20 protein-coding genes are annotated in these 24,397 nt (G+C 39.5%); 10 read left to right on the top strand and 10 right to left on the bottom strand.

Going from position 1 to position 24,397, the window contains the following annotated elements; all coding sequences use genetic code 11:
• Nucleotides 1–64: 64 nt before the first annotated feature.
• From A33Q_RS10360 to A33Q_RS10350, 3 genes are read right to left on the bottom strand one after another with little or no spacing between them, the layout of a single operon-like run.
• Complete coding sequence (locus tag A33Q_RS10360) at nucleotides 65–922, bottom strand: phosphatidate cytidylyltransferase (RefSeq protein WP_009033895.1); 858 nt, start codon at nucleotides 920–922, stop codon at nucleotides 65–67.
• A complete protein-coding gene (locus A33Q_RS10355; RefSeq protein WP_009033894.1) occupies nucleotides 906–1,112 on the bottom strand; it encodes a putative signal transducing protein in 207 nt (68 codons plus the stop codon). The genes A33Q_RS10360 and A33Q_RS10355 overlap by 17 nt, the downstream gene beginning before the upstream one ends.
• Nucleotides 1,087–2,046 (bottom strand): CPBP family intramembrane glutamic endopeptidase, encoded by a 960-nt coding sequence (locus A33Q_RS10350; protein ID WP_009033893.1) that lies wholly within the window; start codon nucleotides 2,044–2,046, stop codon nucleotides 1,087–1,089. Before A33Q_RS10350 ends, A33Q_RS10355 begins: the two co-directional genes overlap by 26 nt.
• A 37-nt stretch (nucleotides 2,047–2,083) precedes the next feature.
• On the opposite strand from A33Q_RS10350, the gene dusB reads away from it, so the two are divergent.
• Nucleotides 2,084–3,076, top strand: coding sequence for a tRNA dihydrouridine synthase DusB (dusB, locus tag A33Q_RS10345; protein ID WP_009033892.1), 993 nt, complete (start codon nucleotides 2,084–2,086; stop codon nucleotides 3,074–3,076).
• 133 nt (nucleotides 3,077–3,209) lie between these two features.
• Nucleotides 3,210–4,109 carry a DMT family transporter gene (locus tag A33Q_RS10340; protein WP_009033891.1) on the top strand — a complete coding sequence of 300 codons (900 nt, stop codon included), beginning with the start codon at nucleotides 3,210–3,212 and terminating at the stop codon, nucleotides 4,107–4,109.
• A gap of 6 nt (nucleotides 4,110–4,115) precedes the next feature.
• Here A33Q_RS10340 and A33Q_RS10335 read toward each other — a convergent pair whose 3' ends face one another.
• Nucleotides 4,116–8,462: an AsmA family protein gene (locus A33Q_RS10335; RefSeq protein ID WP_009033890.1), complete on the bottom strand. Its 4,347-nt coding sequence runs from the start codon at nucleotides 8,460–8,462 to the stop codon at nucleotides 4,116–4,118.
• Nucleotides 8,463–9,368: 906 nt separating this feature from the next.
• A complete protein-coding gene (locus A33Q_RS10330) occupies nucleotides 9,369–10,406 on the bottom strand; it encodes an RluA family pseudouridine synthase (protein ID WP_016255068.1) in 1,038 nt (345 codons plus the stop codon).
• A 61-nt stretch (nucleotides 10,407–10,467) separates the two neighbouring features.
• Between A33Q_RS10330 and A33Q_RS10325 the strand changes: the two genes are divergently transcribed.
• Nucleotides 10,468–11,382 carry a 1-aminocyclopropane-1-carboxylate deaminase/D-cysteine desulfhydrase gene (locus A33Q_RS10325; RefSeq protein WP_009033888.1) on the top strand — a complete coding sequence of 305 codons (915 nt, stop codon included), beginning with the start codon at nucleotides 10,468–10,470 and terminating at the stop codon, nucleotides 11,380–11,382.
• Here A33Q_RS10325 and A33Q_RS10320 read toward each other — a convergent pair.
• The 5 genes from A33Q_RS10320 to A33Q_RS10300 all read right to left on the bottom strand — a co-directional run bounded on the left by A33Q_RS10320 (nucleotide 11,377) and on the right by A33Q_RS10300 (nucleotide 16,190).
• The gene (locus A33Q_RS10320) at nucleotides 11,377–12,015 is read right to left on the bottom strand and encodes an AlbA family DNA-binding domain-containing protein (protein WP_009033887.1); all 639 of its coding nucleotides are present in this window, start codon (nucleotides 12,013–12,015) and stop codon (nucleotides 11,377–11,379) included. The genes A33Q_RS10325 and A33Q_RS10320 overlap by 6 nt on opposite strands.
• A 270-nt stretch (nucleotides 12,016–12,285) precedes the next feature.
• Nucleotides 12,286–12,573: a type II toxin-antitoxin system RelE/ParE family toxin gene (locus A33Q_RS10315; protein ID WP_009033886.1), complete on the bottom strand. Its 288-nt coding sequence runs from the start codon at nucleotides 12,571–12,573 to the stop codon at nucleotides 12,286–12,288.
• A complete protein-coding gene (locus tag A33Q_RS10310; protein ID WP_009033885.1) occupies nucleotides 12,566–12,805 on the bottom strand; it encodes a ribbon-helix-helix domain-containing protein in 240 nt (79 codons plus the stop codon). The genes A33Q_RS10315 and A33Q_RS10310 overlap by 8 nt, the downstream gene beginning before the upstream one ends.
• A 95-nt stretch (nucleotides 12,806–12,900) precedes the next feature.
• Nucleotides 12,901–14,937: an excinuclease ABC subunit UvrB gene (gene uvrB, locus A33Q_RS10305; RefSeq protein ID WP_009033884.1), complete on the bottom strand. Its 2,037-nt coding sequence runs from the start codon at nucleotides 14,935–14,937 to the stop codon at nucleotides 12,901–12,903.
• Between the two features lie 62 nt (nucleotides 14,938–14,999).
• A complete protein-coding gene (locus A33Q_RS10300; protein WP_009033883.1) occupies nucleotides 15,000–16,190 on the bottom strand; it encodes an Lnb N-terminal periplasmic domain-containing protein in 1,191 nt (396 codons plus the stop codon).
• 38 nt (nucleotides 16,191–16,228) lie between these two features.
• Between A33Q_RS10300 and A33Q_RS10295 the strand changes: the two genes are divergently transcribed.
• From A33Q_RS10295 to A33Q_RS10260, 7 genes are all read left to right on the top strand, one after another.
• On the top strand, nucleotides 16,229–18,559 hold the full coding sequence (locus A33Q_RS10295) for a T9SS type A sorting domain-containing protein (RefSeq protein ID WP_009033882.1): 2,331 nt from the start codon (nucleotides 16,229–16,231) through the stop codon (nucleotides 18,557–18,559).
• Nucleotides 18,560–18,811: 252 nt separating this feature from the next.
• Entirely contained in the window at nucleotides 18,812–19,639 is an 828-nt protein-coding gene (locus A33Q_RS10290) for a hypothetical protein (RefSeq protein WP_009033881.1), read from the top strand.
• Between the two features lie 205 nt (nucleotides 19,640–19,844).
• The gene (locus tag A33Q_RS10285) at nucleotides 19,845–20,180 is read left to right on the top strand and encodes a type II toxin-antitoxin system RelE/ParE family toxin (RefSeq protein WP_016255065.1); all 336 of its coding nucleotides are present in this window, start codon (nucleotides 19,845–19,847) and stop codon (nucleotides 20,178–20,180) included.
• A gap of 4 nt (nucleotides 20,181–20,184) precedes the next feature.
• Nucleotides 20,185–20,484, top strand: a complete 300-nt coding sequence (locus A33Q_RS10280) for a helix-turn-helix domain-containing protein (protein WP_009033879.1) — start codon at nucleotides 20,185–20,187, stop codon at nucleotides 20,482–20,484.
• Nucleotides 20,485–20,749: 265 nt separating this feature from the next.
• Entirely contained in the window at nucleotides 20,750–21,499 is a 750-nt protein-coding gene (locus A33Q_RS10275) for a KilA-N domain-containing protein (RefSeq protein ID WP_009033878.1), read from the top strand.
• A gap of 598 nt (nucleotides 21,500–22,097) precedes the next feature.
• Nucleotides 22,098–23,411, top strand: coding sequence for a gluconate:H+ symporter (locus tag A33Q_RS10265; RefSeq protein WP_009033876.1), 1,314 nt, complete (start codon nucleotides 22,098–22,100; stop codon nucleotides 23,409–23,411).
• A 248-nt stretch (nucleotides 23,412–23,659) separates the two neighbouring features.
• On the top strand, nucleotides 23,660–24,124 hold the full coding sequence (locus A33Q_RS10260; protein ID WP_009033875.1) for a RidA family protein: 465 nt from the start codon (nucleotides 23,660–23,662) through the stop codon (nucleotides 24,122–24,124).
• Nucleotides 24,125–24,397 lie beyond the last annotated feature (273 nt).

The following is a 24,397-nucleotide window of genomic DNA, read 5'->3' as shown; positions in this document are numbered from 1 at the left end:
ATTTAGTTGAGTTGTTCAATTATGATACAATATTAATCAGTTTTTTAATTCTACTGAGGTTATTTTAAAAGATTTTCAAAAAGGTAGCAATAAAGGGGGCCGATAATAACAATCCGTCAAAACGGTCCATAAAACCACCATGCCCGGGAAGAATTTTCCCAGAGTCTTTTATAGCAATACTTCTCTTAAACAACGACTCTATCAAGTCTCCATATGTACCGGCTATAATAATTATTGTAGCAATACAGAGCCATTGCCACTCCGCTAGGGAGTTAAAATATCGGGATAGAACATAGCCGATCAGGTATGCGGAAGCTGCACCTCCAAGAAAACCTTCCCAGGACTTTTTGGGAGATACTCTTTCGAAAAGCTTGGTTTTTCCAAACTTAGTTCCTGCAAAATATGCCCCTGTATCTGATGCCCAAAGTATAAATAAAGAACCTATAATGACTTCATAATGAAAGTTTTCATCTACAGAAAATGCCGCTACATTCAACATGGCAAAAGGTACCGCCACATAGAATATTCCCAGAAAAGTGAAAGCCACTCCAGTGAAAGGTTTCTTATCGGATTTTCTGTAAAGTTTGATGAAGAATACCAAGGAAGCCAAGGGGAAAATGAGGAAATAGTATTTGTCGGCCAAATGTCCGATTTCTATAAAAAACGATAGACTGAAAATCACAAGACCAAGAAATGTTCCAAAGCTTTTTAGTGGGAGCATTCCGTCAAGGCCGGATAGTTTGTAAAATTCCATTTGGGAAAATCCCAGAATCAGACCAAATGTCACAAAATAAACCCAAGGACTGTAAACAGCACCTGCTATTATTATCGTTGCCCCGATCAAGGCTGTTATGACTCTTTGTCCAAGGTTACTGTAATTGTTGATATTGAAGCGGTCACGCATTCTAAAAGGTGATCTCATTCTTTACTATGTTTATGGCTGTCAGTGCATCAGTAATTGGTACCATGACTTCATATTGTCCATGGATCTGATAGACAGATTCCTTTTTATTTAATATTACGGCCTGAATGTTTTTTTCTTCCAAGACCCCTTTGACGATTTCGGCCCTCACAGGGGAACCGTCTTCATATATTTTCTGCCAGTTTTTCATTGATCTCTTTCTTGTTGTGGTGTTCGTTGAATACTTTGAGTGCAAAGACCATCAAAACTAAGCCAATAATTGCATAGAGTACGGATACTTGACCGGTTTCTTCCAAATCAAATTCTATTTTACCTAATTTGTTTAAATATACCAGCACTACGGTAAAGGTATTATTCAATATATGGGCGATGATGGGATAGATCATGCTGCCTGAGAATATGTATAAGTAGCCGAATACTGCTCCTAGCAAAAGCCTTGGTAAGAATCCATAAAACTGCATGTGAATCGCTGAAAAAATAAAAGCCGTCAGCCATACTGCGACATGAGGGTTTCCGGTATAGATCTGTATTTTCGGTTGAAGAACCCCTCTGAAAAAGACTTCCTCACCCAACCCTGCAAGAACTCCTATTACCAATACTCCGGCAAGAAATTCACCTGTGCTTTGAAAATCAGTGATAAATTTTGTCATGTACATCAACTCATCTTCCTTATTCCTCATCCAGCTTTCAATGCCTGACATAAATTCAGGTAATTTGATCCCCATGTTGATGTCAATGAGCAGGCTGTTAAAAAGAATAGCCCCTATCATTACCATGAACATTAATAATAATCCAGTGAACTTATAGCGTGAAACTTGTTGTTGCATTCCGAAATCAGCTCTGTCTACCAGCTTGGCTATCAGTAGGGCTGCAACAAAAAAGGCAAAACCGGTCCCAACTCCTTGAATCAGCAAGAATGCCTGCCTACCTTGCTCATAATTGTCAGGGTTGGTTAATAATGCAGCCAATTCATCCAAAGGGATGTTATAAAGTGGTGGGATCAAAAAAACTGTAATCCCTTGTAATAGGGCCATCACCCCTACGACGACCAAAAGCATAATAAAAAATGATAAAAGCCAAAACTTAGGACTGGCAATCGGGGCTTGGGTTTTATATATCTGCATAATTGCGGTAAATTTACACCAAAATTACAATTCAATAGTGGTTAAGATAGGAAACTTAGAATTAGGCGAATTCCCGCTTTTACTGGCGCCCATGGAGGATGTGAGTGATCCACCTTTTAGAGCGGTGTGTAAAGAAAATGGCGCAGACCTCATGTATACGGAGTTTATAAGCTCAGAAGGACTGATTCGAGATGCGGCTAAAAGCGTTCAAAAACTGGATATTTTCGAATATGAAAGACCCATAGGGATCCAGATTTTTGGAAATGAAATAGAGTCCATGAGGGAAGCAGCGGCCATAGCTGAAGCAGCAGGGCCTGATATTTTGGATATCAACTATGGCTGCCCGGTAAATAAAGTAGCCTGTAAGGGTGCCGGAGCAGGAATCCTGCTTGATATAGATAAAATGGTGGCCATGACCGCCGAAATTGTCAATGCTGTCAAAATCCCAGTCACTGTAAAAACCCGCTTGGGTTGGTCTCAGGACACTATACGCATCGTAGAAGTAGCCGAAAGGCTACAAGATGTAGGTATTCAGGCAATCAGTATTCATGCCCGTACCCGGCAGCAAATGTATAAAGGGGAGGCTGATTGGTCCTATTTGAACTTGGTCAAGGCAAACCCCAGATTACATATTCCTGTCTTTGGGAATGGAGATATAGATTCTCCGGAAAAAGCTCTTGAATACAGACAGAAGTATCATGTAGATGGAATGATGATTGGTAGAGCCTCTATTGGTTATCCCTGGATTTTTGATGAAATCAAACATTATTTTAAAACAGGAGAAAAGCTCCCAGCTCCGGAATTGGCAGAAAGAATAGACGTAACCCGCAAACATTTGGATTTTTCGGTCAAGTGGAAAGGGGAAAAGCAGGGTATTTTGGAAATGAGAAGACATTACACCAATTACTTTAGGGGAATGCCCAACTTCAAACCTTTCAGAACCAGGATGGTTACAGCTGATACTTATGAAGAAGTTTCAGCGATTTTGGAAGAGGTGCAAGAGGTATTTACCGATTATCAATTTTCCTAAAAATTACCCGACCACTTTCAGATTTGTATCCTGAAATCACTTAATTGCGCAGTAAATAGATTATAGGCAGTAGTAGCATCTGTCTATAATCTATTCGTAATCCAATCTTTAAAAGAATTCCCCTTTTTCTCCTATGACCAGAGACCTGCAGTCTGAAAGTGCTTTGAAAGCCTGGGCTTTCCTAATTGTACTTGCCATAGTTTGGGGGAGTTCATTTATTTTGATCAAAAGAGGTTTGGAGGTCTTTTCTCCTGGAGAAGTTGGGGCATTCAGGATTGTAGCAGCAGGGGTTTTTCTTTTGCCCCTTTCTCTACCAAGACTTAAAAGCCTGAATAAAAAACAGGTCAAAAACCTTATCATCGTAGGTTTTGTGGGCAGTTTTATTCCTGCCTTTTTATTTGCCAAAGCCCAAACGCAATTGAGTTCATCTCTAACTGGAGTATTCAATGCCATGACGCCGTTATTTGTAGTGGTGATCGGAGCACTTTTTTTTAATTCAAGAATCACCAAAAGAAATGGAATAGGCCTATTTATTGCATTTATTGGAGTAGTTTTACTGCTGATAGTCAAAGAAGGCTCTGGCTTTGGAACTTTCAGTGATATCAATGTTTATGCTTTTTTTGTACTATTGGCCTGTGCCTGCTATGGTCTCAATCTGAACATTATCAAGTTCAAATTTGTAGAGCTGAAACCGGTAGCTATCACTGCGATTTCTTTGACTTTGGTTTTGCCTTTAGCTTTGATTTACCTTTTTGCATTCACTCAGTTTTCCTTTAAGTTGCTTCACGTGGAAGGAGCAGGTATTGCAGCAGGATATATAGGTATACTTGGAGTAGTAGGCACCGCCCTCGCACTGATACTTTTCAATGTCATGGTAAAAGTAGCCACACCGGTTTTTGCCAGTTCAGTAACCTATTTGATTCCTATTGTTGCGATCATGTGGGGAGTTTGGGACGGAGAAGTTTTGCTTCTGGGGCATTATATAGGAATAGCAGCTGTCATTTTCGGAGTTTGGGTTGGTAATAGGCGTTGATTGCCTCTACTTTTCTCCCTCCTCTTTGGCTCTTCTTTTAGGCACTTTAGGCTGTCCAAGACCTAAGCTTCCCTTTAATCCCGATAAAGTAGAAGTCCACCAATAGTTGAAAATAAACCTTTTGGTATCTCTTTCTTCATAAATTGTTGAGCTGACAGTATTTCCGAAGAGCTTTCGAGGATTATTGCTCTTTACGGCAAAAACGTTCAGTACAAAAGTTAATATTCCTTTTCTTCCCCGACCTTTTTCTAAGGTTCTTTCTTCTAGAAGTTCTAATTTCAGGTCTTGGTATAAAATGGTCATTCTGCCGATAGCATCCTTGTCTGTTGCCCTAAAGCTCCATTCAGCCCTGTTGACTTTCCCTTCCAAAGCCCTTAAGAATGCATTGTTTTCTAAAATGGGATTGATAATCCGGACATCAAACTCACCTATCTTGGCGTTTAAATCCATAGGATAGGGAGCTGCATAGTTCATTTTACCCTCAACAGATAAATCTGCAACACCATAAAGGCGTGTACTTCCGGTAAGAAAAGACTCTTCTATTGGGTACTCATTACCTTCTTTTTCCAAGTAAAAGGGGAAGAGCGAAAGATTCATTTTATCAAAAAACAGTTTGCCGGGAACCATTCCATTTTCCGGGAATTCAGTGTAGTAAATTTCCCCATCTTTTAATTCCAGAGTGTCAATTTTGATGACATACCCTGCTTTTTGCATCAATGCCTGGGGCATATATCTGTAAATATCCTCTTCTTTGTCAAATCTCTTGTCCCTGAAAAGATTAGCTACAGCACTTTGAACTCGTACTTGCTTGGCTATGAAAATTTCATTTTCCAAAAGTTGCTCCAGATCAGTGCCCAGGATGCTGATTTCTGGCACATTGATAATGGCTACATCAGTCTGGTGTCCTACTTTACGGGTGTAAGCATATTTACCTATCCGGGGTTCATAAGTAATGTCCTTGAGTGTGATCTTTTTATTTTCCAGAGAAATCAGACCTACAGAGATCTTGTTAAGGCTGTCTTTGAGCAATAATTCAAAGTCTGGAAAGCTTAGACTAAATTCTTTTTCAAGCAGATCCTTGGGTTGAAGCGCGTTGAGCTTGTCCATTTCCACAGCAAAATCAGCAAGCATGAAGTTGAGGTTTTTGATTCCTTGAGGTTCTTTGGAACCGTTTTTCTGGAAGACAAATACATCTCCTTCCACTATTTCAAACTGGTCAAGGGTCAAGCTTTTGATCAGTTTTTCACCTTCAATTTTTGTTTCATCTCCCTCATTATTTTTTGGCCTTTCTTCCTGATCTACAAAAATCTCAATGTCCGGCCTAAAAAGTCTTAATTCAGAAATCTTCAATTCACCGCTTTGCTGCAATTCTGCCAAAGCATTGGTTTTGATCAAGGCAGTGGGGATATGTCCTGAAAATACCGGTAATCCGGGTTTGCCGCTGAGGTCTTTTGGAATGATCCTAAAATTGTTCAGAAGGATACCTTCATAACGAGTGTCCAATTCGACTTTGGAAAAAGTCACTTGGTGCATGCTGTCCGGAAGAGTGAGCCAAAACTCATCAATATCCATACTGAGCCCGCTGAAAAAACCTGAAATATCCCCCTTTTCAATAATAGCAGAATCCAAAAGAAAGTCATAGAAAGATAGATTGATACCTGTGTTCACAAGTTCCCTCTGAGTTCCGTTTTCACGGAAGGCAAGTTTGAACTGTGCCTTTTCGGCTTTAATGGTATCTATCTGAATGACATCAATGGTTTTGGGAAGATTTCTTTCCCTTCTAACTCTTCTGGAAGAGGAGGTCTCGTCATCATCCAGGTCATTGTTGATTAGAATATTGACATCCGACCCGGTAAACTGTACCAGTTCCAATTTAAGTTCATTTTCAAAAAGGAAACCTTCTAAATCCACTCCTTTGAAGGACATGGAGGGGATATTGGCAGATACCCTGGTTTTATCGGTAAAATTTCTTCGTGGGTTTAAGCTAACGTTAGAAGCTACAATTTCCTCTCTTGCTGTATTGAAGCTGATCCTGTCAGCCAGAATATTGTACTTTCCATCCGCAATATTGAAGACATAGTTATTCAGCCTAAGGTCAACTTCTTCTGAAAATAGAGATCTGAGTTCATCTGGTGAAGCATGCTTATTGATATAGAAGTTTTTGACTGCGATAGATACGTTTTCTTCAGCGAAGGTCCTAATCCTATCCCTGACGTAATTCTCATAGTTTAATGTTCCTTGCCTGAGGGTGAGGGTATCAACTTTTACCTCAGAAAAATAATTGGTCAAAAGCTCCAGGATTTCTTGTTGATCTACTCCTTCTCTTTCATCGTTTTCCTCATTTGGGCGGTGTCTTATTATGCTGATTTTAGGAGAGGGAACACGGATTTCCCTTACATTTAAAATACCATCAAAATATGCTTTTCTGATATCTACGCCAAGTGCTGAGAATTTAGGAACAAAAATATCCAAGGTGGTTTTCTTCCCATATCTATCCAAGGTGGTCTGGATTTGGGAGCGGTCATAAGGTTCGAGGGTAAAACCGTCTATGCTGATCTGAGCTCTTTTTGTATCTAAGAAGACCCTGTCTGCTTTGAATACGTGAAGGTTGTCTGCCAGCTTCAAAGCATATTCCTGCAATTCCAACTCTAAATTGTCAGCCCAGAAGAAGCTTTTGGAATCAGATTCTTCCGTTCTGGAATCTATAGCGAAGTTTTCCAAAATCAAATTGACTTTTCCAAAAGAAAGGCTGTCCTGACGAATTCTAACTCTATTATCCACAATCAGAGAGCCTTCTCTGATTTCAAACCTTTTGACATAAATACCATCCAGAAATTCACTATAGATATCGTTGATGTTGAAATTCCCAGATTGGTCTAGCTTGCCCTGAACATCACGGAGGAGAATTTCGGGTTGTTCAATGACCATATTCTGTATATCTATGATACCTTCATTATAGATTTTTTTTAGGTTAGCTTCTGTGATTGAAAGGTTGGGGACCTGAATGTCCAAAAGGGTTTTGTTTTCCTCAGGTTCATAGTCTTCCTCCGGGTATAAGTGAAATCCATCGATTTGAATATTGTCATCGAAAGAGGTCAGTAACACATGCGCTCCATTAATTCGGTGTATGCTGTCGCCTAAAATAAGTTCAACATCAAAGAGTTCTACGGAAGCATTTTCTGCATAGAAGAATTGGTTTTCTTTTTTAACATTTTCAGGACCTACGTAAAAATCATCCATCTTAAAATCTATCCTTTGGGCTCGAATGACGTGTGAGTCCCTGCTCTCAGCCCTCCTTTGGGAAAAGCTACCTTCCTCAATGTCAAATTCATTCACGCTGATAGAGGCCAAAATACCTTCTATAAGGTCATAAAGTTCAAAAGGTTCTACATCCTCTTCTCTTTTTTCTGTTTTCCTGGAATATAGATCAATTTTAGGTTTTTGGAGCTTCAGCTGTCCTACTTCTACCTCTGAAGTATAAAATACTTTATTGATATCTGCATCAGACAGCATCAGTTCATCCAGGTCCGCAGCAAGGTATGTTTGCGAAAATCTGTTGAAATCAGGGCTGATATTTACTGACTTTGCCTCGATATATTGCGCTAGGGAGGAGACGGAAATAGCACCTGCTGAAATTGTATGTACACTGTCAGCCAATAAGACCTGAAAATTTTCCAAGTCAAATTCGAAGCCTTCTGCATTAAAGGGAGTCTCAGGGCTTCTTTCCTGTAGCAATTGAATGTCTTTGATGTACAGGTTGGAGTTTTCTGCTTTGATGGATTTTTGGGCAATAAAATTTCTTAACAATACATCTGCATCATTGACATGCATATTCCGGATTCTGATCTCTTTAAGCTTCGAACCGATAAAGGATTTCCGGATTTCTTTTTGTAAGATTTCAAGGGGAGACTCATCCAGGTCCTCTTCAACCTTCCCTTCAATCTTGAGCCTGAAATCTATTTCAGGACTATTTAAAATAAGGTTGCCTATAACGATTTCTCTTTTTAAAATCCGGTAATTTAATCCGGTCAGTGAAAGTTCAGGTACTGCCGCGCTGTAATAGGCAGTGCTGTCCAGTTCATCAAAAATCTCATCTATAGGGTTGATTTTAAATCCTGTAAAGTGGATTCCTCGTTGAAATAATGAAATGTAGAAACGGTCAAAATCAATTTCGTACTTGTTTTCTGAGGCTTCATTTACCTGCTCTTTGAGATAGCTTCTTAGCAAAAAGTCCGAGCTGAAATAAAGCAAAATATGCAGAGCCGTCAATACCAATAACAATACTCCTGCAAGCCGCAGGTATTTTTTTTGGTTTGAATGATTGGCTTTGGTATTACTTTTTGAGTTTTCCATAACAAAAACTATGAAAGTAAAAGTAATACAAAAGGAGCGGAAAAATAGAAATTCAGGTTTTGATTTTAGGAAATAAAAAAAGAGGCAAACCGAATGTGCCCAGATAGACCCCAGTTTGCCTCAATCATATATAACCCAAATACTTTCGCTGTAGGAGAAGGATTCGAACCTCCACGAGGCAGTTAGGCAACATCAGAGCTCTTGATGCGCTTTATGCTGAATTCCCCACCCCCGAGACAGGAGGGCATGTCTGCCAGTTTCATCATCCTACAATATTGTTTGGCAAAACGTTGACCTTATGTCTGTGTTTTTAAGCAGGCTTGAATGTGGATTTTGTAATTATTCCCTTCAAAGACTGCGTCAAAATTAGTAAAGTGATTGATTTGTTGAAAATAAATGAAATAAAAAGCTTAAAAATTACATTATTTTTAAAAAACAAATAAAATAACGGATGATTCCGCAATAGGCTACTGATATAGTTTGAATAATTATGGAATTTTCAATGGTATGTACTGCTTAAAAAGCAAAAAAGCTGCGAAACAAGATTTCACAGCTTTAGTCAATTAACAATAAACCCAAAATAACCTGATGTAGGAGAAGGATTTGCACCTTCGGGCTTTTGCCCACTTCATTTTGATCCTACATGATCTGCTGATTTTTTCTTTAATCAACATTACAAAGATACGGCAAAAGCAATTATCTTAAAAATATTGTAAAATAAATGCTCAAAATTTACAGATAATTAAAAATAATCGAAAAAAATTTCTGAATTGGAATTCTACATCGATTGCGGAACCTTTACTTTTGAAAACTTGACAATGCATTTTCAGTTTCCTAAACCCAAAATTCCACAATTCTTTCTTTAAATTCTTGAATTAAAAGTTTAAAAATTACGGAATGACTTGATTATTCATATTTGACATAATTTTCCCATTTTTCCAGTACTGTGGAAAAATCCTCAGGAAGGGGACTTTCGAAATACATTTTTTCTCCTGAGACTGGATGTAGAAAACCCAGAGACATGGCATGAAGCGCTTGCCTGGGCATGGCGTCAAAACAATTCTTTACGAAGGATTTGTATTTTGAAAACTGGGTTCCTTTTCTGATTTTATCACCACCATACATCGCATCATTGAATAAGGGGTGTCCCATAAATTTCATATGGGACCTGATCTGATGTGTTCTCCCAGTCTCCAGGTTGCATTGGATCAGGGTGACATATCTCAGCCTTTTCAGGACCTTCCAATGTGTGATCGCATGTTTACCCTGTGAACCATCGGGATATGTATCAATTACCTTTCTGTCTTTAGCACTTCGGCCTACATGGGCATTTATTGTTCCTTGGTCATCATGAGGTTCTCCCCAGACCAGCGCAAGATAAGTTCTGTCTATATCGTGATTAAAAAACTGATGAGCAAGTTTCGTCATTGCATCTTCCGATTTGGCAATCACCAACAACCCGGAGGTGTCTTTATCAATTCTGTGTACCAGGCCAGGTCTGCCTGTATTTCCCGGAAGCGTAGGGAGTTGGTTAAAATAATAAACCAAACCATTAACCAAGGTTCCTGTCCAATTCCCATGGGCAGGATGCACTACCATACCTGCAGGCTTGTTAACAATCAAAAGGGCATCATCTTCATATATAATATCTAAAGGGAGTTCTTCTGGAATTACTTCGGTATGCAATACCGGCTTTTCCATATAAACTTTGATGCTGTCATTCGGCTTGATCTTGTAATTGGATTTGACTTTAGTATCATTGACCAAGACATGACCGGAGTCGATAGCATTTTGGACTTTATTTCTGGTAGCATTGGCTAATTTTTCTGTCAAAAATTTATCAATACGAACCAAGCTCTGTCCTTTGTCCACTTGGATATGATGATGCTCAAAAAGTTCTACGTCCTCTTCTTCAAAATTTTCTTCTTCAGTATATTCTGTCATTTTGCAAAAATAAGGGCATTTGGCGAAGATTTGGTTATTTGCAGTTCTTTTCCCACAATTCATGCTGATACCTCAAAATATAGACTTCCAAGAGATCCAAGACCCTGTTTTTTTTGAAAAAGAAATCCAGGTATTTATCAAACGCTTTGATAAGATCCATGATTTGGTTTCAGGGAATAAATTTTTTAAGCTGAAATACAATCTAGATATGGCCAAAAAAGAAGGTATGGGTACCCTTTTGACATTTGGAGGGGCTTTTTCGAATCATATCTATGCAGTAGCTGCAGCAGCAGAAAAGCTTGGATTCAAATCAATCGGATTGATCAGGGGGGAGCAGCATTCTCCTCTCAACCCTACGCTATCCTTTGCTGCAGCTAGGGGAATGCAACTCATTTACCTTGACCGACAAACATATCGGAACAAACATGAAAATTCATATTTGAAATTTCTTGAGGAAACTTATGGGGAATTTTATCTGATACCTGAAGGTGGGACAAACTCACTGGCCATTGCAGGTACTGCGGAAATGCTTACTGAGCAGGACAGGATATTTTCACATGTCACATGCAGTATCGGTACGGGGGGAACCTTTGCAGGCCTCGTCAAAAGTTTAGGGGAAAATCAAAGTTTACTCGGTTTTTCATCTTTGAAGGGGGATTTTATTTACGATGAAATGAGCAGGCTTTTGAAAAAAGAACAGATCGAATGTGAAGGGAAATTCGAAATTTTAGACAAGTACCATTTCGGCGGGTATGGAAAATTCAAGCCTGACTTAATCAAATTTATGAAGGGGTTTTATGAGACTTATCAAATTCCTCTGGACCCGGTGTATACAGGTAAAATGATGTTTGGCATTTTTGATCTTATTGAAAAGGATTATTTTCCTGCGGGGTCTAAAATTTTATGCATGCATACTGGAGGACTTCAAGGGATTGCCGGGTTCAATTCCAGATTCAAAGAAAATCTTCCCTTATGATTCCTTTAAAACAAAAAGGTCTTCATTTTCCTGAGGAATAATTGTAATCACATTGGCCAATACCAGCCTAATTAAAGTTTTGGAGGCAACAAATCGAGGTAGCTTGGCCAGTTTTTGATATTCTTTTACAGTAATTCTCCCATTTTCTCCCAGTGCTTTCATCAATAAAGTTTCTTTCTCCCCATAAGTGAATACCATGTCCTTAGGGTTTTTGCCCCTTCTGAGAATCTCCCACATTTCCCTGCTGGCTTGTATGCTTCTGTCAGCAGCCCTTACGAAGGCTTTTTTCTTTTTTTCATCCATCATAAAATGAGGTCTTCCGGGAGATCTTTCAAAAGTAAAAATGGCCACTCCTTTTTTGGGGTTGAGTTTTATGATCTCCAGGCTATAAGAGAGTTTTGGTCTGATGAGCTCATTTATGGCTTTTTCCATCACAAAGACATCCTCCTCGATAAACCTCTGCCCGCTTACTGTACCATCATCGTCGACTCCGATCAGCAAATGTCCTCCATCTGTATTGGCCAAGGCTATGACTTCCTTTACAATCTTCTCCGGAAATGCTGCTTTTTTCTTGAACTCCACCTTGAGTCCTTCTCCTTGTTTTGCTATTTGCTGAACGTCTTGTAAGGTCATAAGGTGATGAATTGATCTGATTAATAAAAGCTTAAAATTTTCAATAGGTTGTCAAAACGAAAGGATAATAAGTCCCTGATTGGGCGTATCAGTAAATACGAAATAAAGAGTCGCAATCCTAAGCTTTAAGAACCTCCCCAACAGCTATGTACATACCTGTAAGACCAGGGCTATATATGTTGTGAGTTGTGTATTACAAAATTCAATAGAGCCATTTACTGGAATTCGAAGAGTACTTTGTTATTTCAAAACAATTCAAATTCCAATGTGTTATAGCATATTATTTAAATCTTGCATTCCAACAATTGCCATTATCTCAACCCTATTTTCATTGATTCTATAAAATATTGAGTCAGAACCACAAGGACATCTTCTATATCCTGTTTTTATGTAATCGACAGATTCAAAAGCAAATGGTCTCTCGGCAATAATTTCAAAGCATTTAAAAAAAGAATCAAAGTACTTATCAGCTTGGGCTGCACCAAAATTTCTGACCCCATAATGATGAATACGAATTAAGTCCTCTTTGGCTGCATTGCTTAATTTATATTCAGCCATTAAGCAGAGTCTTTGACTGTTTTAAAATCTCCTCTTTTGTATCACTTGTGAACCCGCTTCTTTGAGAATGTTCTAATTTTGCTCTTAACCAATCAATCTGAGCTTGCTGTTTCCTTGCCTGTCTGATCAGATCGTTTACAAGCTCACTTTTACTTGAATATTCCTGACTTTCGATTTGAGATTTCAGCCACTCGTCATTTGGTTTTGAGAAAGAAATACTTTGTCTTGGCATAATTTGTTTTTGATGTAAATTTACACCAAATATGAATCAATTACAAGCGCAGCCAGTACTGTTGATTCTAAGTAATAGATGAGGCGATTCAGACCTTAGACGCCTCTTTCAAGCTCAGAAAGTCTGTTTTTGAGCCCTTGCCACTCATCCCTGAGCCTGGCAGCTTCCATGAAATTCAGCTCTTTGGCAGCCTTTTCCATTTGCTTTTGAGTTTGGGCGATGAGTTTTTCGAGCTTGTCTTTGCTGAGATATTGAACCAATGGATCTGCGGCTACCAGAGCCTCTGCGCTTGTGGTATCTTCGTAGACTTTAGCGTTTTTCTTACTGTCAGCCACCTTTGTTTGTCCTAGAATTTTATCCTTGGATTTCAAAATGGTCTTTGGAGTGATACCATGCTCTTCATTGTAGGCAATCTGAAGACTCCTTCTTCTTTTGGTTTCATCTATAGCCAATTGCATGGAATGGGTAATTTTATCTGCATACATAATTACTTTTCCATTCTCGTTTCTTGCCGCTCTTCCGATAGTTTGTACCAAAGAGCGCTCATTTCTAAGGAAGCCCTCCTTATCTGCGTCCAGGATTGCTACCAGGGAAACCTCAGGAAGATCCAGCCCTTCCCTCAGCAAATTGACCCCCACCAGTACATCAAAAATTCCCAGCCTCAATTCTCTCAAAATTTCAACCCTGTCCAATGGCTTCACCTCTGAGTGTATGTATCTGCTTTTTACACCAGCCCTTTCAAGATACTTTTGAAGTTCTTCTGCCATCCTTTTGGTAAGTGTAGTGACCAAAACCCTAGCTTCTGACTTGACTCTCTCATCTATTTCTTCTAAAAGATCATCGATTTGATTGGCACTTGGCCTGACGTCAATGACCGGATCCAGAAGTCCTGTAGGCCTGATGATTTGCTCTACGACGACACCCTCAGTCTGTGCAAGTTCATAATCGGCTGGCGTGGCGCTGACGTAAACTATCTGATTGATGAGGCTTTCAAATTCATCAAAATTCAAAGGCCTGTTGTCCAAAGCTGATGGAAGCCGGAAACCATAATCCACCAAGTTCACTTTTCTGGAACGATCCCCTCCCCACATACCTCTGATCTGAGGAATGGTCACATGGCTTTCATCAATTACCATCAGGTAATCATCCGGAAAATAATCCAAAAGACAGAATGGCCGGGTTCCCGGATTTCTTCTGTCAAAATATCTGGAATAATTCTCTACTCCTGAACAATAACCCAGTTCACGGATCATTTCCAGATCAAACTCTGTTCTCTCTCTCAGCCTTTTCGCTTCAATCAGCTTCATGTCTCTTTCAAAAAATGAAACCTGGGCCATCAAGTCATCCTGGATTTCGTGAATAGCAGTATCAATTACATCTCTTCCGGTTACAAAAAGATTGGCCGGAAAGATGGAAATAAGTTTTTCGTCTGATAGTTTCTTTCCTGTCGCAGGATCGATTCTTTGAATGGCCTCTACCTCATCCCCCCAGAAAAATATCCTGTATCCGAAATCAGCATAAGCCACAAAAATATCCACGGTGTCCCCTTTGACTCGAAAGGTGCCGTGTGTCAATTCATTATTGGTACGGCTGTAAAGAATATCCACCAGTTTGAACAGCAATTGGTTGCGGGGAATCCGGTCGCCTTCCTGAATCCTGATCACATTTTTGCCAAACTCTTCAGGATTTCCAATACCATAAATACAAGATACAGATGCAACCACAATCACGTCCCTTCTTCCTGAAAGTAAAGCGGATGTGGCACTCAGGCGAAGCTTTTCGATCTCCTCATTGATGGAAAGGTCCTTTTCAATATAAGTGCCACTGGTAGGGATAAATGCCTCCGGTTGGTAATAGTCATAGTAAGAAATAAAATATTCTACGGCATTGTCAGGGAAAAACTGCTTGAACTCTCCATAGAGTTGAGCTGCAAGGGTTTTGTTGTGACTGAGGACCAATGTTGGTTTTTGTACTTCTTGAATTAAATTGGCCACAGTAAATGTTTTCCCTGAACCTGTAACTCCAAGTAGTACCTGCCCTTTGTCTCCATTTTTCACTCCGGCTACAAGTTGCTTGATTGCCTCAGGCTGATCGCCTGTTGGTTGATATTCTGATTGAAGTTTGAAGTCCATATTTTTTTCTCCTGATTAGGTATAACATAACAGGTCCCCCAAATAGTTTTGAAAGGTCAAAATCACTTCACTACAGTATTGGAGAATTTTTCCAGATTGTAATACATAAAATTTGTTCTGAGAAGAATAACAAGTAATAAAGGAATGATGCTGGGGTGGAAAGACTGAATGCCAAAAACCCAAAAAATAAGGTTAAGGTTGGCAAGAACCAGAGCAAAAAGCAGGTACTTCTTCAGCCATGGCTTCCATTGGTTTTTAAGTAATGCCAGTCCTAAAACCAGATGTCCCGGAAATGCCCAGAGTATATTCCAATTGTTTTTTGTCTGGGAATGGAAAGTAAAAAACCAAAGTACAACTATCAAGATTCCCAAAAGGCCTAGAATGGAAAAGAAACCAATGTCAAAAGCTTTGTAAATTTGCTTCTTTCTGTATTCAATTCCGGTAAGAATCATGACAAGTATGGCAAAAACCCACCAAAGGACGTATGGATTGAAAAAGTCCATTTCAGATGGTCTGGGAGGAAAATCCAGAATTACTCTTTCTTCTTTTACCAAAGTTCTGCTAGGTCCGTCGCCAACGATTACTGCTCTGGCAAATGCAGCCTCCATATAATCCGGGAGGAATTGTTTTTCTCTTTCGCTGGCATTGACATCAATTACAGATCCCAATGCTAGATCAATCCCGAAATCAGCCCATGGTAAAGGATACACATATTCATCGATCAGGGTTCTAAATGTTTTTTTCTCTGGATTGAGTTCTTCATTCCAATCCAACTGGTTTCCCAAAACCTCCTCCATGGCATCTCTGATTCTTGTCGCACAATTGTCATAGAAGAAGTCATAGCGATAAAACCGGTTTTCAGGTCTGTAATTTTCCTGGAGAAATGCTACCAGTCGGGAAGCCTGCTCCTGGCTTAGGTCCAGTACCTGCTCCCTCATGTTCCTTTGGAAGTAATTGTATTCTACCTGAAATCTTTCAAAAGTGGATACACTGAGCATGTAATCTAAAGTCCTCTGGGTGAATTTTACATAGAAATATGGAGTATTGAAATCAAAAGTCCCGTAGTTGAAAACCAGGTCTTGATCCGTAAGCCTGTCCTGTACTCTGATGGCACTGTGACCAAAGGCAGAGTAAAGCTCATCTCCGGGGTCACAAGTCAGAAGACTGATTTCATATTGTTGGGCTGATGCAAAGAAAATAACCGAATAAATAAACGGATAAATTAACAGTGTCTTTTTCAAATAGGAGAGCATCGATCTAATTTTATTCAGGTCTTTAACTTTTTCTGACTATGACTTTTTGGACAGTATATGGTATATTAATGCCCAATCATCCGGCACGAATTTACTGGATTATTGCATTTTTTTATGGGCTGAGTCTAAATAATCCTGCTTTTCCTCAAATCACCCTTCAAATAGGAGATTACCGGACAACTGGAAGTGGAGATTTCAATAATCCAGCTATTTGGGAAACATGGGATGGGGTGGCTTGGATACCGGCTTCAATAAAACCAAATATGGGCAACCATGTTTTTATTGATTTTGGACATGAGGTCAGGCTTACGGGTAATGAAGCAGTCAGAAGTGTGTATTTCAACGCAGAAGGAAGTACAGGCCGTAAGCTGAATTTGCAGACTTTCAGTCTGAATGTATATGGGTCTCTTCACTTGATGGAGCGGTCTGGGACAGACTATTCATTGGTAGGATCATCCACAGCTATCACTTTAATTGATTGGATCTATCCAATTACAGGGGCTATAGTGTTTCGCGGAAATAGCAGGACAGTTGTGGACAGGGCCTCTTGGAGTGCTCAGAATACCAGAAGTAAGTTTACCGTTATTTTTGATCCCAATCCTGGACAAACCCTAGTGGTAAACAGTCCTTTCAAGTCCACCCGTTTTGTGGTACGGTCAGGGACACTTGTACAAAGGAGAAATACGGCAGGAACTACCATTTGCTGTACTTTTTCTTTTAATGATCAGGTAGATTTCAATGGAGGAGGTGCTTTCGGGGAATTGGTAGTGGAGTCAGGAGCCACATTTATCTCAGAATGCACCGGAACCGGAGCCACACTAAGCATACTGCAAAGGACAAATGCCATACCCGCTTCACTGTTTCAGGTGGAGGAAGGAGGGAATGCAGTACTTCTGGGAAACAATCCGGTAGCAGAGTCTATGAATTTTCAAATGGAGGGTAATGTTTACTACAGGTCTAATTCGGGAAATCAAAACTTGTTGAGGACAACGATGGCAGGAACCCGACAACCAAAGCGATACCATAACCTGATTTTCGAAAACAATGCCCAAAAACTATTAACTGACTCCCTTTTTTTGACCGGTGATTTGGCGAGGCTTTCCGGAGGGAATCTGGAAGAAGCACCGACTTTTTTGAAGTTTGAAGGAAATCAAACCCAACAGGTGATCGGACAGGTTTTTGATTACTCTCAAGTGGAAATTGACAAAAGTGGGGGGAGGTTGGTATTGGATTCTGATATGCGGATCAGGACAAATTTCTTTCAGCGCAATGGACAGGTGGATTTTGATGGTCATGACCTGCACCTCAATACTGATGGTGGAGGGGTGTATGATTGGGATGGTGGAAAATGGCTCAATCTGAATACCTTGGTGTACCACAATTTGCCAACTTCCTTACATGATAAAAATGCGACTTTTCCCTTTGAAGATGCTTACCAGGGTGGTGTGAGAAGGGTGAGGTTGGTAGGCTCATCTCCGGGAGGAGACCTGTCTCTGCGGTTCATGGAGATTCCCGGTGCCAACTGGGACCCTGATTTTGATGATAATGACGGCAGTCCTATATTGTATCAGTTGAACAGTTATTTTGAATTTTCCGGACTTTCTGCCTCAACTGACCCTATAGAGCTTAGGATATCTGCAGAAAACCTGATTGTGGATGATGTGGATGACCTTAGGGTGGTGAGTAATGGTTTGGCTGCTCCGGGGATTCACTTGCCGGGCGTGGATGCCGATACACTTTGGGCCAGAAGGTCATTGGAGTTTGGAGAGCTTAATGGGAACAGCTTTACGGTTGGTAGCTTTAGGCCAATGTCTATTCTTCCCCTCAACTGGGTGCACGTGGAAGCAGAATGGGAGGGGAACCGGATTTTGGTAGCATGGTCTACCGCCAATGAAAATGGTAATGAAAAATTTGTCCTTCATAGGGCAAAGAGCAGGGAGCTTGAGTTTGAAAAGATTGCAGAAATCCCTTCCAAAGGGAATTCTGAAGGAATTCAGGAGTACTTATTTAGGTATTCTGAGAAGCTAGAAGAGGATGCTTATTTCCAATTAGAGCAAGTGGATTTTGATGGAAAAAACAGTTTTTCAGAGGTGTTTAGGCTGGAGGGAAAAACTTGGAAGGAAGGCACTTCAAGTAAAGTTTTTCCCAATCCCTATGTGTCCGGAGAAGTCCAATTTCAGTTACCTTCTTTTTTAGATCCAAAAGAGGTTGAGATTACTGTTTTTGGAATGAGTGGAGAGCGACATTTCTCATTGCATCTGGGGTCAAGTGACTTGGAGGAGAAATTTTCAGGCTTGCCAAAAGGGATTTATCTGATTCAATTGGAAGCACCAGGGTTTCAGGACAAGTTGAGATTTTGGAGGAGGTGATGAGGTTTGAGAAAAAGTATTATGGGCTTCCTGGTAGGGAAGTAGCTTATTGGGATTCCTTCAAACTTATACATTGTCCCCGCAAAAAGATTTGATCAAGTTAAAGGCCCATTAGGCAAAATGGAAATATAAAAGGTTAGTTTTATCTTTAGATAATTCGGAAATAGGCACTTAATGGCGTCTATCACGCCAAATTGGAATCCTTCAAGCCATAGTGGCGTGGAGAGACTCGTTGAACTATAAAATGAACCGATGAAACATACATCACTCACCATAATTATACTATTCCTTTTTAATTTGGCGTGGAGTCAAGACAGTGACAAAATCATTAAAAGTTTCATTCAGATAGGTGAAGTTCAGTACGAGTATATCGGTTACAATAAAAGTGAATTGTATCGAGCATTCGAAAAATTAAGAGATAATAGCGATCTAGAATATTTAGTAGAACTAACTACCCATGAAAATCCTATCGTAAAATGCTATGCCTCTTGGGCACTGGCTGATCGAGATTATCCTCAACTAGATAAAGTTATGAAATCATTTTTAGCCAAGGATGAAACTTTTACAATACATACAATGGACATAAAGGATTCTGAAAAGTTATCTGTGTCTTTTTATCATAGGTATTGGAATAGGCTGACCCAACAGGAAAAGGAAAAAGACGAAAAAATTCAAAGACTAGATAGTATTATTCTTTATTCACCGAACACTGATAGGCTTTTAACCTTGAGAGTACTAGAAAATAGAATTTACCCCCAAAAGTATCATCCAAGAATTGAAGAATTGGCTTTTAATGAACACAATAAATCAGCAATATTTTATTTATCAAATTGGTACAAGGCAGAATATCATCAAGATTTGAAAACAGCTTTAATCGAGTATCTTAAAGATACAGAGTTTAAAAATGTAGGAGTGAGAGAATACTATCAGGTGATATTTGAGCTTTTAAATTTCAGAAATGAAAAAACAAAGGCTGTGGTAGTGAACAGGCTTCGAACAGACTTACATTGGAAAAATGATAGGCAAAGATTTATAAGTTTATTGCAAGACCATAGTATATATGAATCAGACCTTCAATGAAAAAAGGAATTACAGTGCAACATCACCTTAGAAGACAGCGGGCGGTTCCAAGTAACTAGAAAGTTTAGTATCTTTAAAAAGTTAGGAGTAGGCTGGAAGGGAACGGCTCCTAATGCCCGCCGTCTCCAAGCTGAATCCCGTTAGAGTGCATTAAAAGAAACCTACATTTTTGGAAAATGTTACCTTTCGAGATAACTTTGTGAATATGGTAAGAAAGATAATTTTTTATGAAAACCACTTTATTGAATTTTACCAAAATCAAGAAGAAAAGGTGAAAAGTAAGATTCAGTACGTTTTTGAGCTGATCAAGCAAGTGGAAAGGGTACCAGAGAAGTTTCTCAAACATCTGGAAGGAACTGAAGGGTTATTTGAAATAAGAGTGGAATTTCAATCAAACATTTACAGAATTTTCTGCTGCTTTGATGAAGGAAGGCTGGTAATCCTTTTCAATGGATTTCAAAAGAAGACCCAAAAGACTCCAAGAAAAGAAATAGAGAAAGCGGAAAGATTAATGAAGGAATATTTTCAATCAAAGAAATAGGATTATGAAGGATTATAGTAAAGTCAAAACATTCGATGAGCTGATCGAACTAGAGCATGGAAAAATTGGAAGTGAAAGCAGAAACAAGTATGAAGAGAATGCCCAGATGTTCATCATCAGCGAAATGCTGAAAGAGGCTAGGAAGGAAGCGAACCTGACCCAGGAGCAATTGGCGGAAAAGGCAGGTACAAAGAAAAGCTATATCTCAAAACTTGAAAATGGAAAAGGGAATATCCAGTTATCAACCTTGATCCGGATTTTTGAACAAGGATTGAATAAAAGAATTGGCTTAACCTTCCTTTAATCCGGCAAATGGAATGACGCACTCTAACATCACCTAAGAAGACAGCGGGCGGTTCCAAGTAAAATGAAAGTTTAGTATCTTTAAGAAGTTAGTAGTAGGCTGGAAGGGAGGTGCTCCGAAATGCCCGCCGTCTCCAAGCTGAATCCCGTTGTAAGAATTGTAAAGCGACAGAATAGCTAAGATGAAGAAGAATAAATACCAAATAAGCACAACTCATTCTAACCATAGTTTTATTTTATAACTTTGACGCTTAGTGAAATAAAAAATGGCAAAAAGCAGAAAACTTAACGTAAACGAGTCACCGATAACGGTAATCAATCAAAATGAAACTGACTATATAAGTTTGACCGATATGACAGCCTCTTTTCGTGAAGGAAGCGGGCTTATCGGCAAGTGGGTTACGAATAAAAATACATTGGAATATATAGGTGTTTGGGAAAAAATCAACAACCCAAATTTTAATTACCCCGAATTCGGGGTAATTACCCAAGAAGCAGGAGTGAATAGGTTCATAATGTCTGTCGGGCAATGGATTGAACGAACAAATGCAGTTGGTATGCTTGTGAAAGCAGGGCGATACGGTGGAACTTATGCACACAAGGACATTGCATTTCACTTCGCAATGTGGCTTAGCCCTGAGTTTCAAATATATTTGGTCAATGAATTTCAACGCCTGAAAGACGATGAAAACAACAGACTGAAATTAGAATGGGACTTACAAAGGACATTAGCCAAAATAAATTACCATATTCACACAGACGCCATCAAAGAAAGCCTAATCCCAAAAGAAATTACCAAACAACAGACAAGTTTTGTTTACGCCAGTGAAGCTGACTTATTGAATGTTGCTTTGTTCGGAATTACGGCAAAGGAATGGATTGAAAGCAATACTGAGCAAAAAGGAAATATAAGAGATTCTGCGACATTAGAACAATTAGTCGTATTGAGCAATATGGAAAGTATTAACGCCTTACTTATTCGACAAGGACTAACGCAAAAAGAACGACTTATCTAACTCAACAAAGTAGCGATAACCCAAATGAAATCTTTGCTTGAAAGTAACGCTATAAAAAAACTGAAATAAGGAGTTAAATAACAACGAACCGCCAACATCACTTTGGATCCAGCAGGCGGTACCATGTAACTTAAAACACACGGCTCCGAAAGCCCGCCATTTCCAAGCTGAATCACGTTATTGTGCGGGGCTGCATTTTCATTTCAAGTTTTGAAAAAAATGGAAAAAGGAAGGAGAAAAAGAAAAGAAGGTAAAAGGACAAAAGCTGAACAATTCCCATCCAGTGGGCGGGATGCTACAAAGTGAAAATTTTGTATCTTTCTACTACCTAGGTTTTGGAGAACAGAGTGGCGGATATTTAGTGCTCGGCAGCTGGTAGCCTTGACCAATATAAAAGAAATTTTTAAACCAAAAGATATCATAATGAAAACATTCAAAGCCATTATTCTTTTTTTATGTCCATTTAATACCCTCTTGGCATCTAGGAATTCATCCAGAAATTTGACTCTGGCAATTGACCGGTTATCAATTTATTAACCTTTCCCCCAATTGATATTGATTTTATTTTTTAATTTGGTCACTCAACCCTACATAACCTATGACCATTGTTTTTGTATTGATCAGCATTGCAGTTTTGATCCTGCTGATCACTTGGCTAAAATTCAATCCTTTTATAGCATTTTTGATCTCCTCGATTTTGGCAGGCTTCCTTTTGGGCATACCTCCTGAGCAAATAGCCGGATCCATCCAAAAAGGCATCGGAGGCTTATTGGGGGACTTGGTCATCGTGATTGTAATGGGAGCGATGCTGGGTAAGCTAGTGGCAGAAAGTGGGGCAGCACAGCGTATTTCGGATACCTTAATGTCCATTTTCGGAGTGAAAAATGTCACTTGGGCCATGATGATTACCGGTTTGGTGGTAGGCATTCCATTGTTTTATAATGTCGGTTTTGTTTTATTGATACCGCTTGTTTTTACTGTTTCCTACAGGTACAAGTTGCCCGCGGTGTATGTGGGGATTCCCCTATTGGCAGCGCTTTCGGTTACACATGGATTTCTGCCCCCGCACCCCTCTCCAGCAGCTCTGGTAGCCCAGTTTGAAGCTAACATGGGACTTACTTTGGCTTATGGGATATTGATAGCCATTCCGACGATTATCATTGCCGGGCCAATATTTGCCAAATTCCTGAAAAACATAGATTCCAAACCACTTGAAATTTTTCAGGCCAAAGCAAAGCCTGAAGAAGATCTACCAAGTGTTTTCAATAGTTTTTTCTCTGCTCTTTTCCCTGTCTTTTTTCTGATTGGAACTACCATCCTGACTTTGAATATGTCCGAATCCAATTTGGTATTTCCCTATATTCAGTTTGTGGGGGATCCAGGGATGGTCATGTTGATTTCTTTGCTATTGGCCACATATACCTTGGGGACCAGGATGAAATTCAGTATCCCTAAGCTTATGGATTACTATGTGGTTGCCACGAAGGATGTAGCCATGATTTTATTGATCATAGCGGGAGCAGGAGCGCTGAAGCAGGTATTGATGGATTCAGGAGTGAGTTTGGAAATCGCAGCTGCTCTGCAAGGCTGGGATGTACACCCCTTGGTCTTGGCTTGGGTGATTACTGCCTTGATCAGGGTAGCAGTAGGTTCCGCCACGGTTGCAGGACTTACTACCGCCGGTATTATTGCTCCCATTGTGAGTACTGCTGGGGTAGACCCAAATCTGCTTGTATTGTCTATTGGAGCAGGAAGTTTGATGTTCTCACATTTTAATGACGCAGGGTTTTGGTTGTACAAAGAATACTTTAACTTGAGCGTAAAGGATACCATTAAGTCATGGTCTCTGATGGAAACCTTGGTGGCAGTTGTTGGTCTGATGGGGGTGATGATATTGGATATTTTTATTTAGAACAGTATTAGGACTGAATTTAACTAAATCAAGGAGGCTTGTTTAAAGCTGTTTTGAATCTTCAAAGTGGTGATCATTAATTGATTGCTATTTCAAGCCTTCTAAGAATATAATTTATTTTTCTTGCTAAAAATGTAGAAGAAATAGTTGACATGCTCCAATGGTGTAATATTTCGAATTAGCCTAGGAAATTGATTGAAAATTGGCCAAAATAGAACAGAATTTTAAATGCTTAAACAGAATATATCATGAGCTCAGCTGAAGAGAATTTTGCAGAATTAGGATTGGTTCTCCCCCCACCACCAAAGCCCTTGGGAGTTTACAGGCCGTGTCTTGTGGATGGGAAATATTTATATCTGTCAGGACATGGGACTGTTAAGGAAGATGGGACTTTGATCATTGGGAGAATTGGAGAGGATATGGATATTGAAGCTGGCAAATTGGCTGCAAGGCAGGTGGGATTGGCCATGTTGGCCACCATCAAAGCTAACTTAGGTTCCCTCAACAGGGTCAAAAGGGTCATCAAAGTATTGGGAATGGTGAATGCTACCCCGGATTTTGAGCGACATCCTTATGTCATCAATGGCTGCTCGGAATTGTTTGCTGCGGTTTGGGGTCTGGAAAATGGTGTTGGAGTGCGAAGCGCAGTGGGTATGGGCAGTTTGCCAGATAACATCCCTGTTGAAATCGAAGCCATGTTTGAGTTGAAATAGTTTTTTGAGATGGAAGAAGGAAGTTTCTTGAAGTTTGAATTTTTGAACTTCTATATTGTGGTTTACTACCATTATTCAGGATTCCTGCATACAAAAATAATAGCTTAATTTCCTCAATCCCCTTTTAACTTTATTCAAACCTAAATCTACAATCTTAAATCAATGTCGTTTAGATAAGACTACAAGTTGAATTTAAGCTTTTCCAAAGTTAGGTTAAAAGTAAAAACAAAAATTGTTTAGATATCTGAACTTTGGAAAAGTTACCCTAAACTA

The organism is Indibacter alkaliphilus LW1 (assembly GCF_000295935.2).
Taxonomy (GTDB): Bacteria; Bacteroidota; Bacteroidia; order Cytophagales; family Cyclobacteriaceae; genus Indibacter; species Indibacter alkaliphilus.
This window is presented reverse-complemented; position numbering and strand designations above follow the sequence as displayed.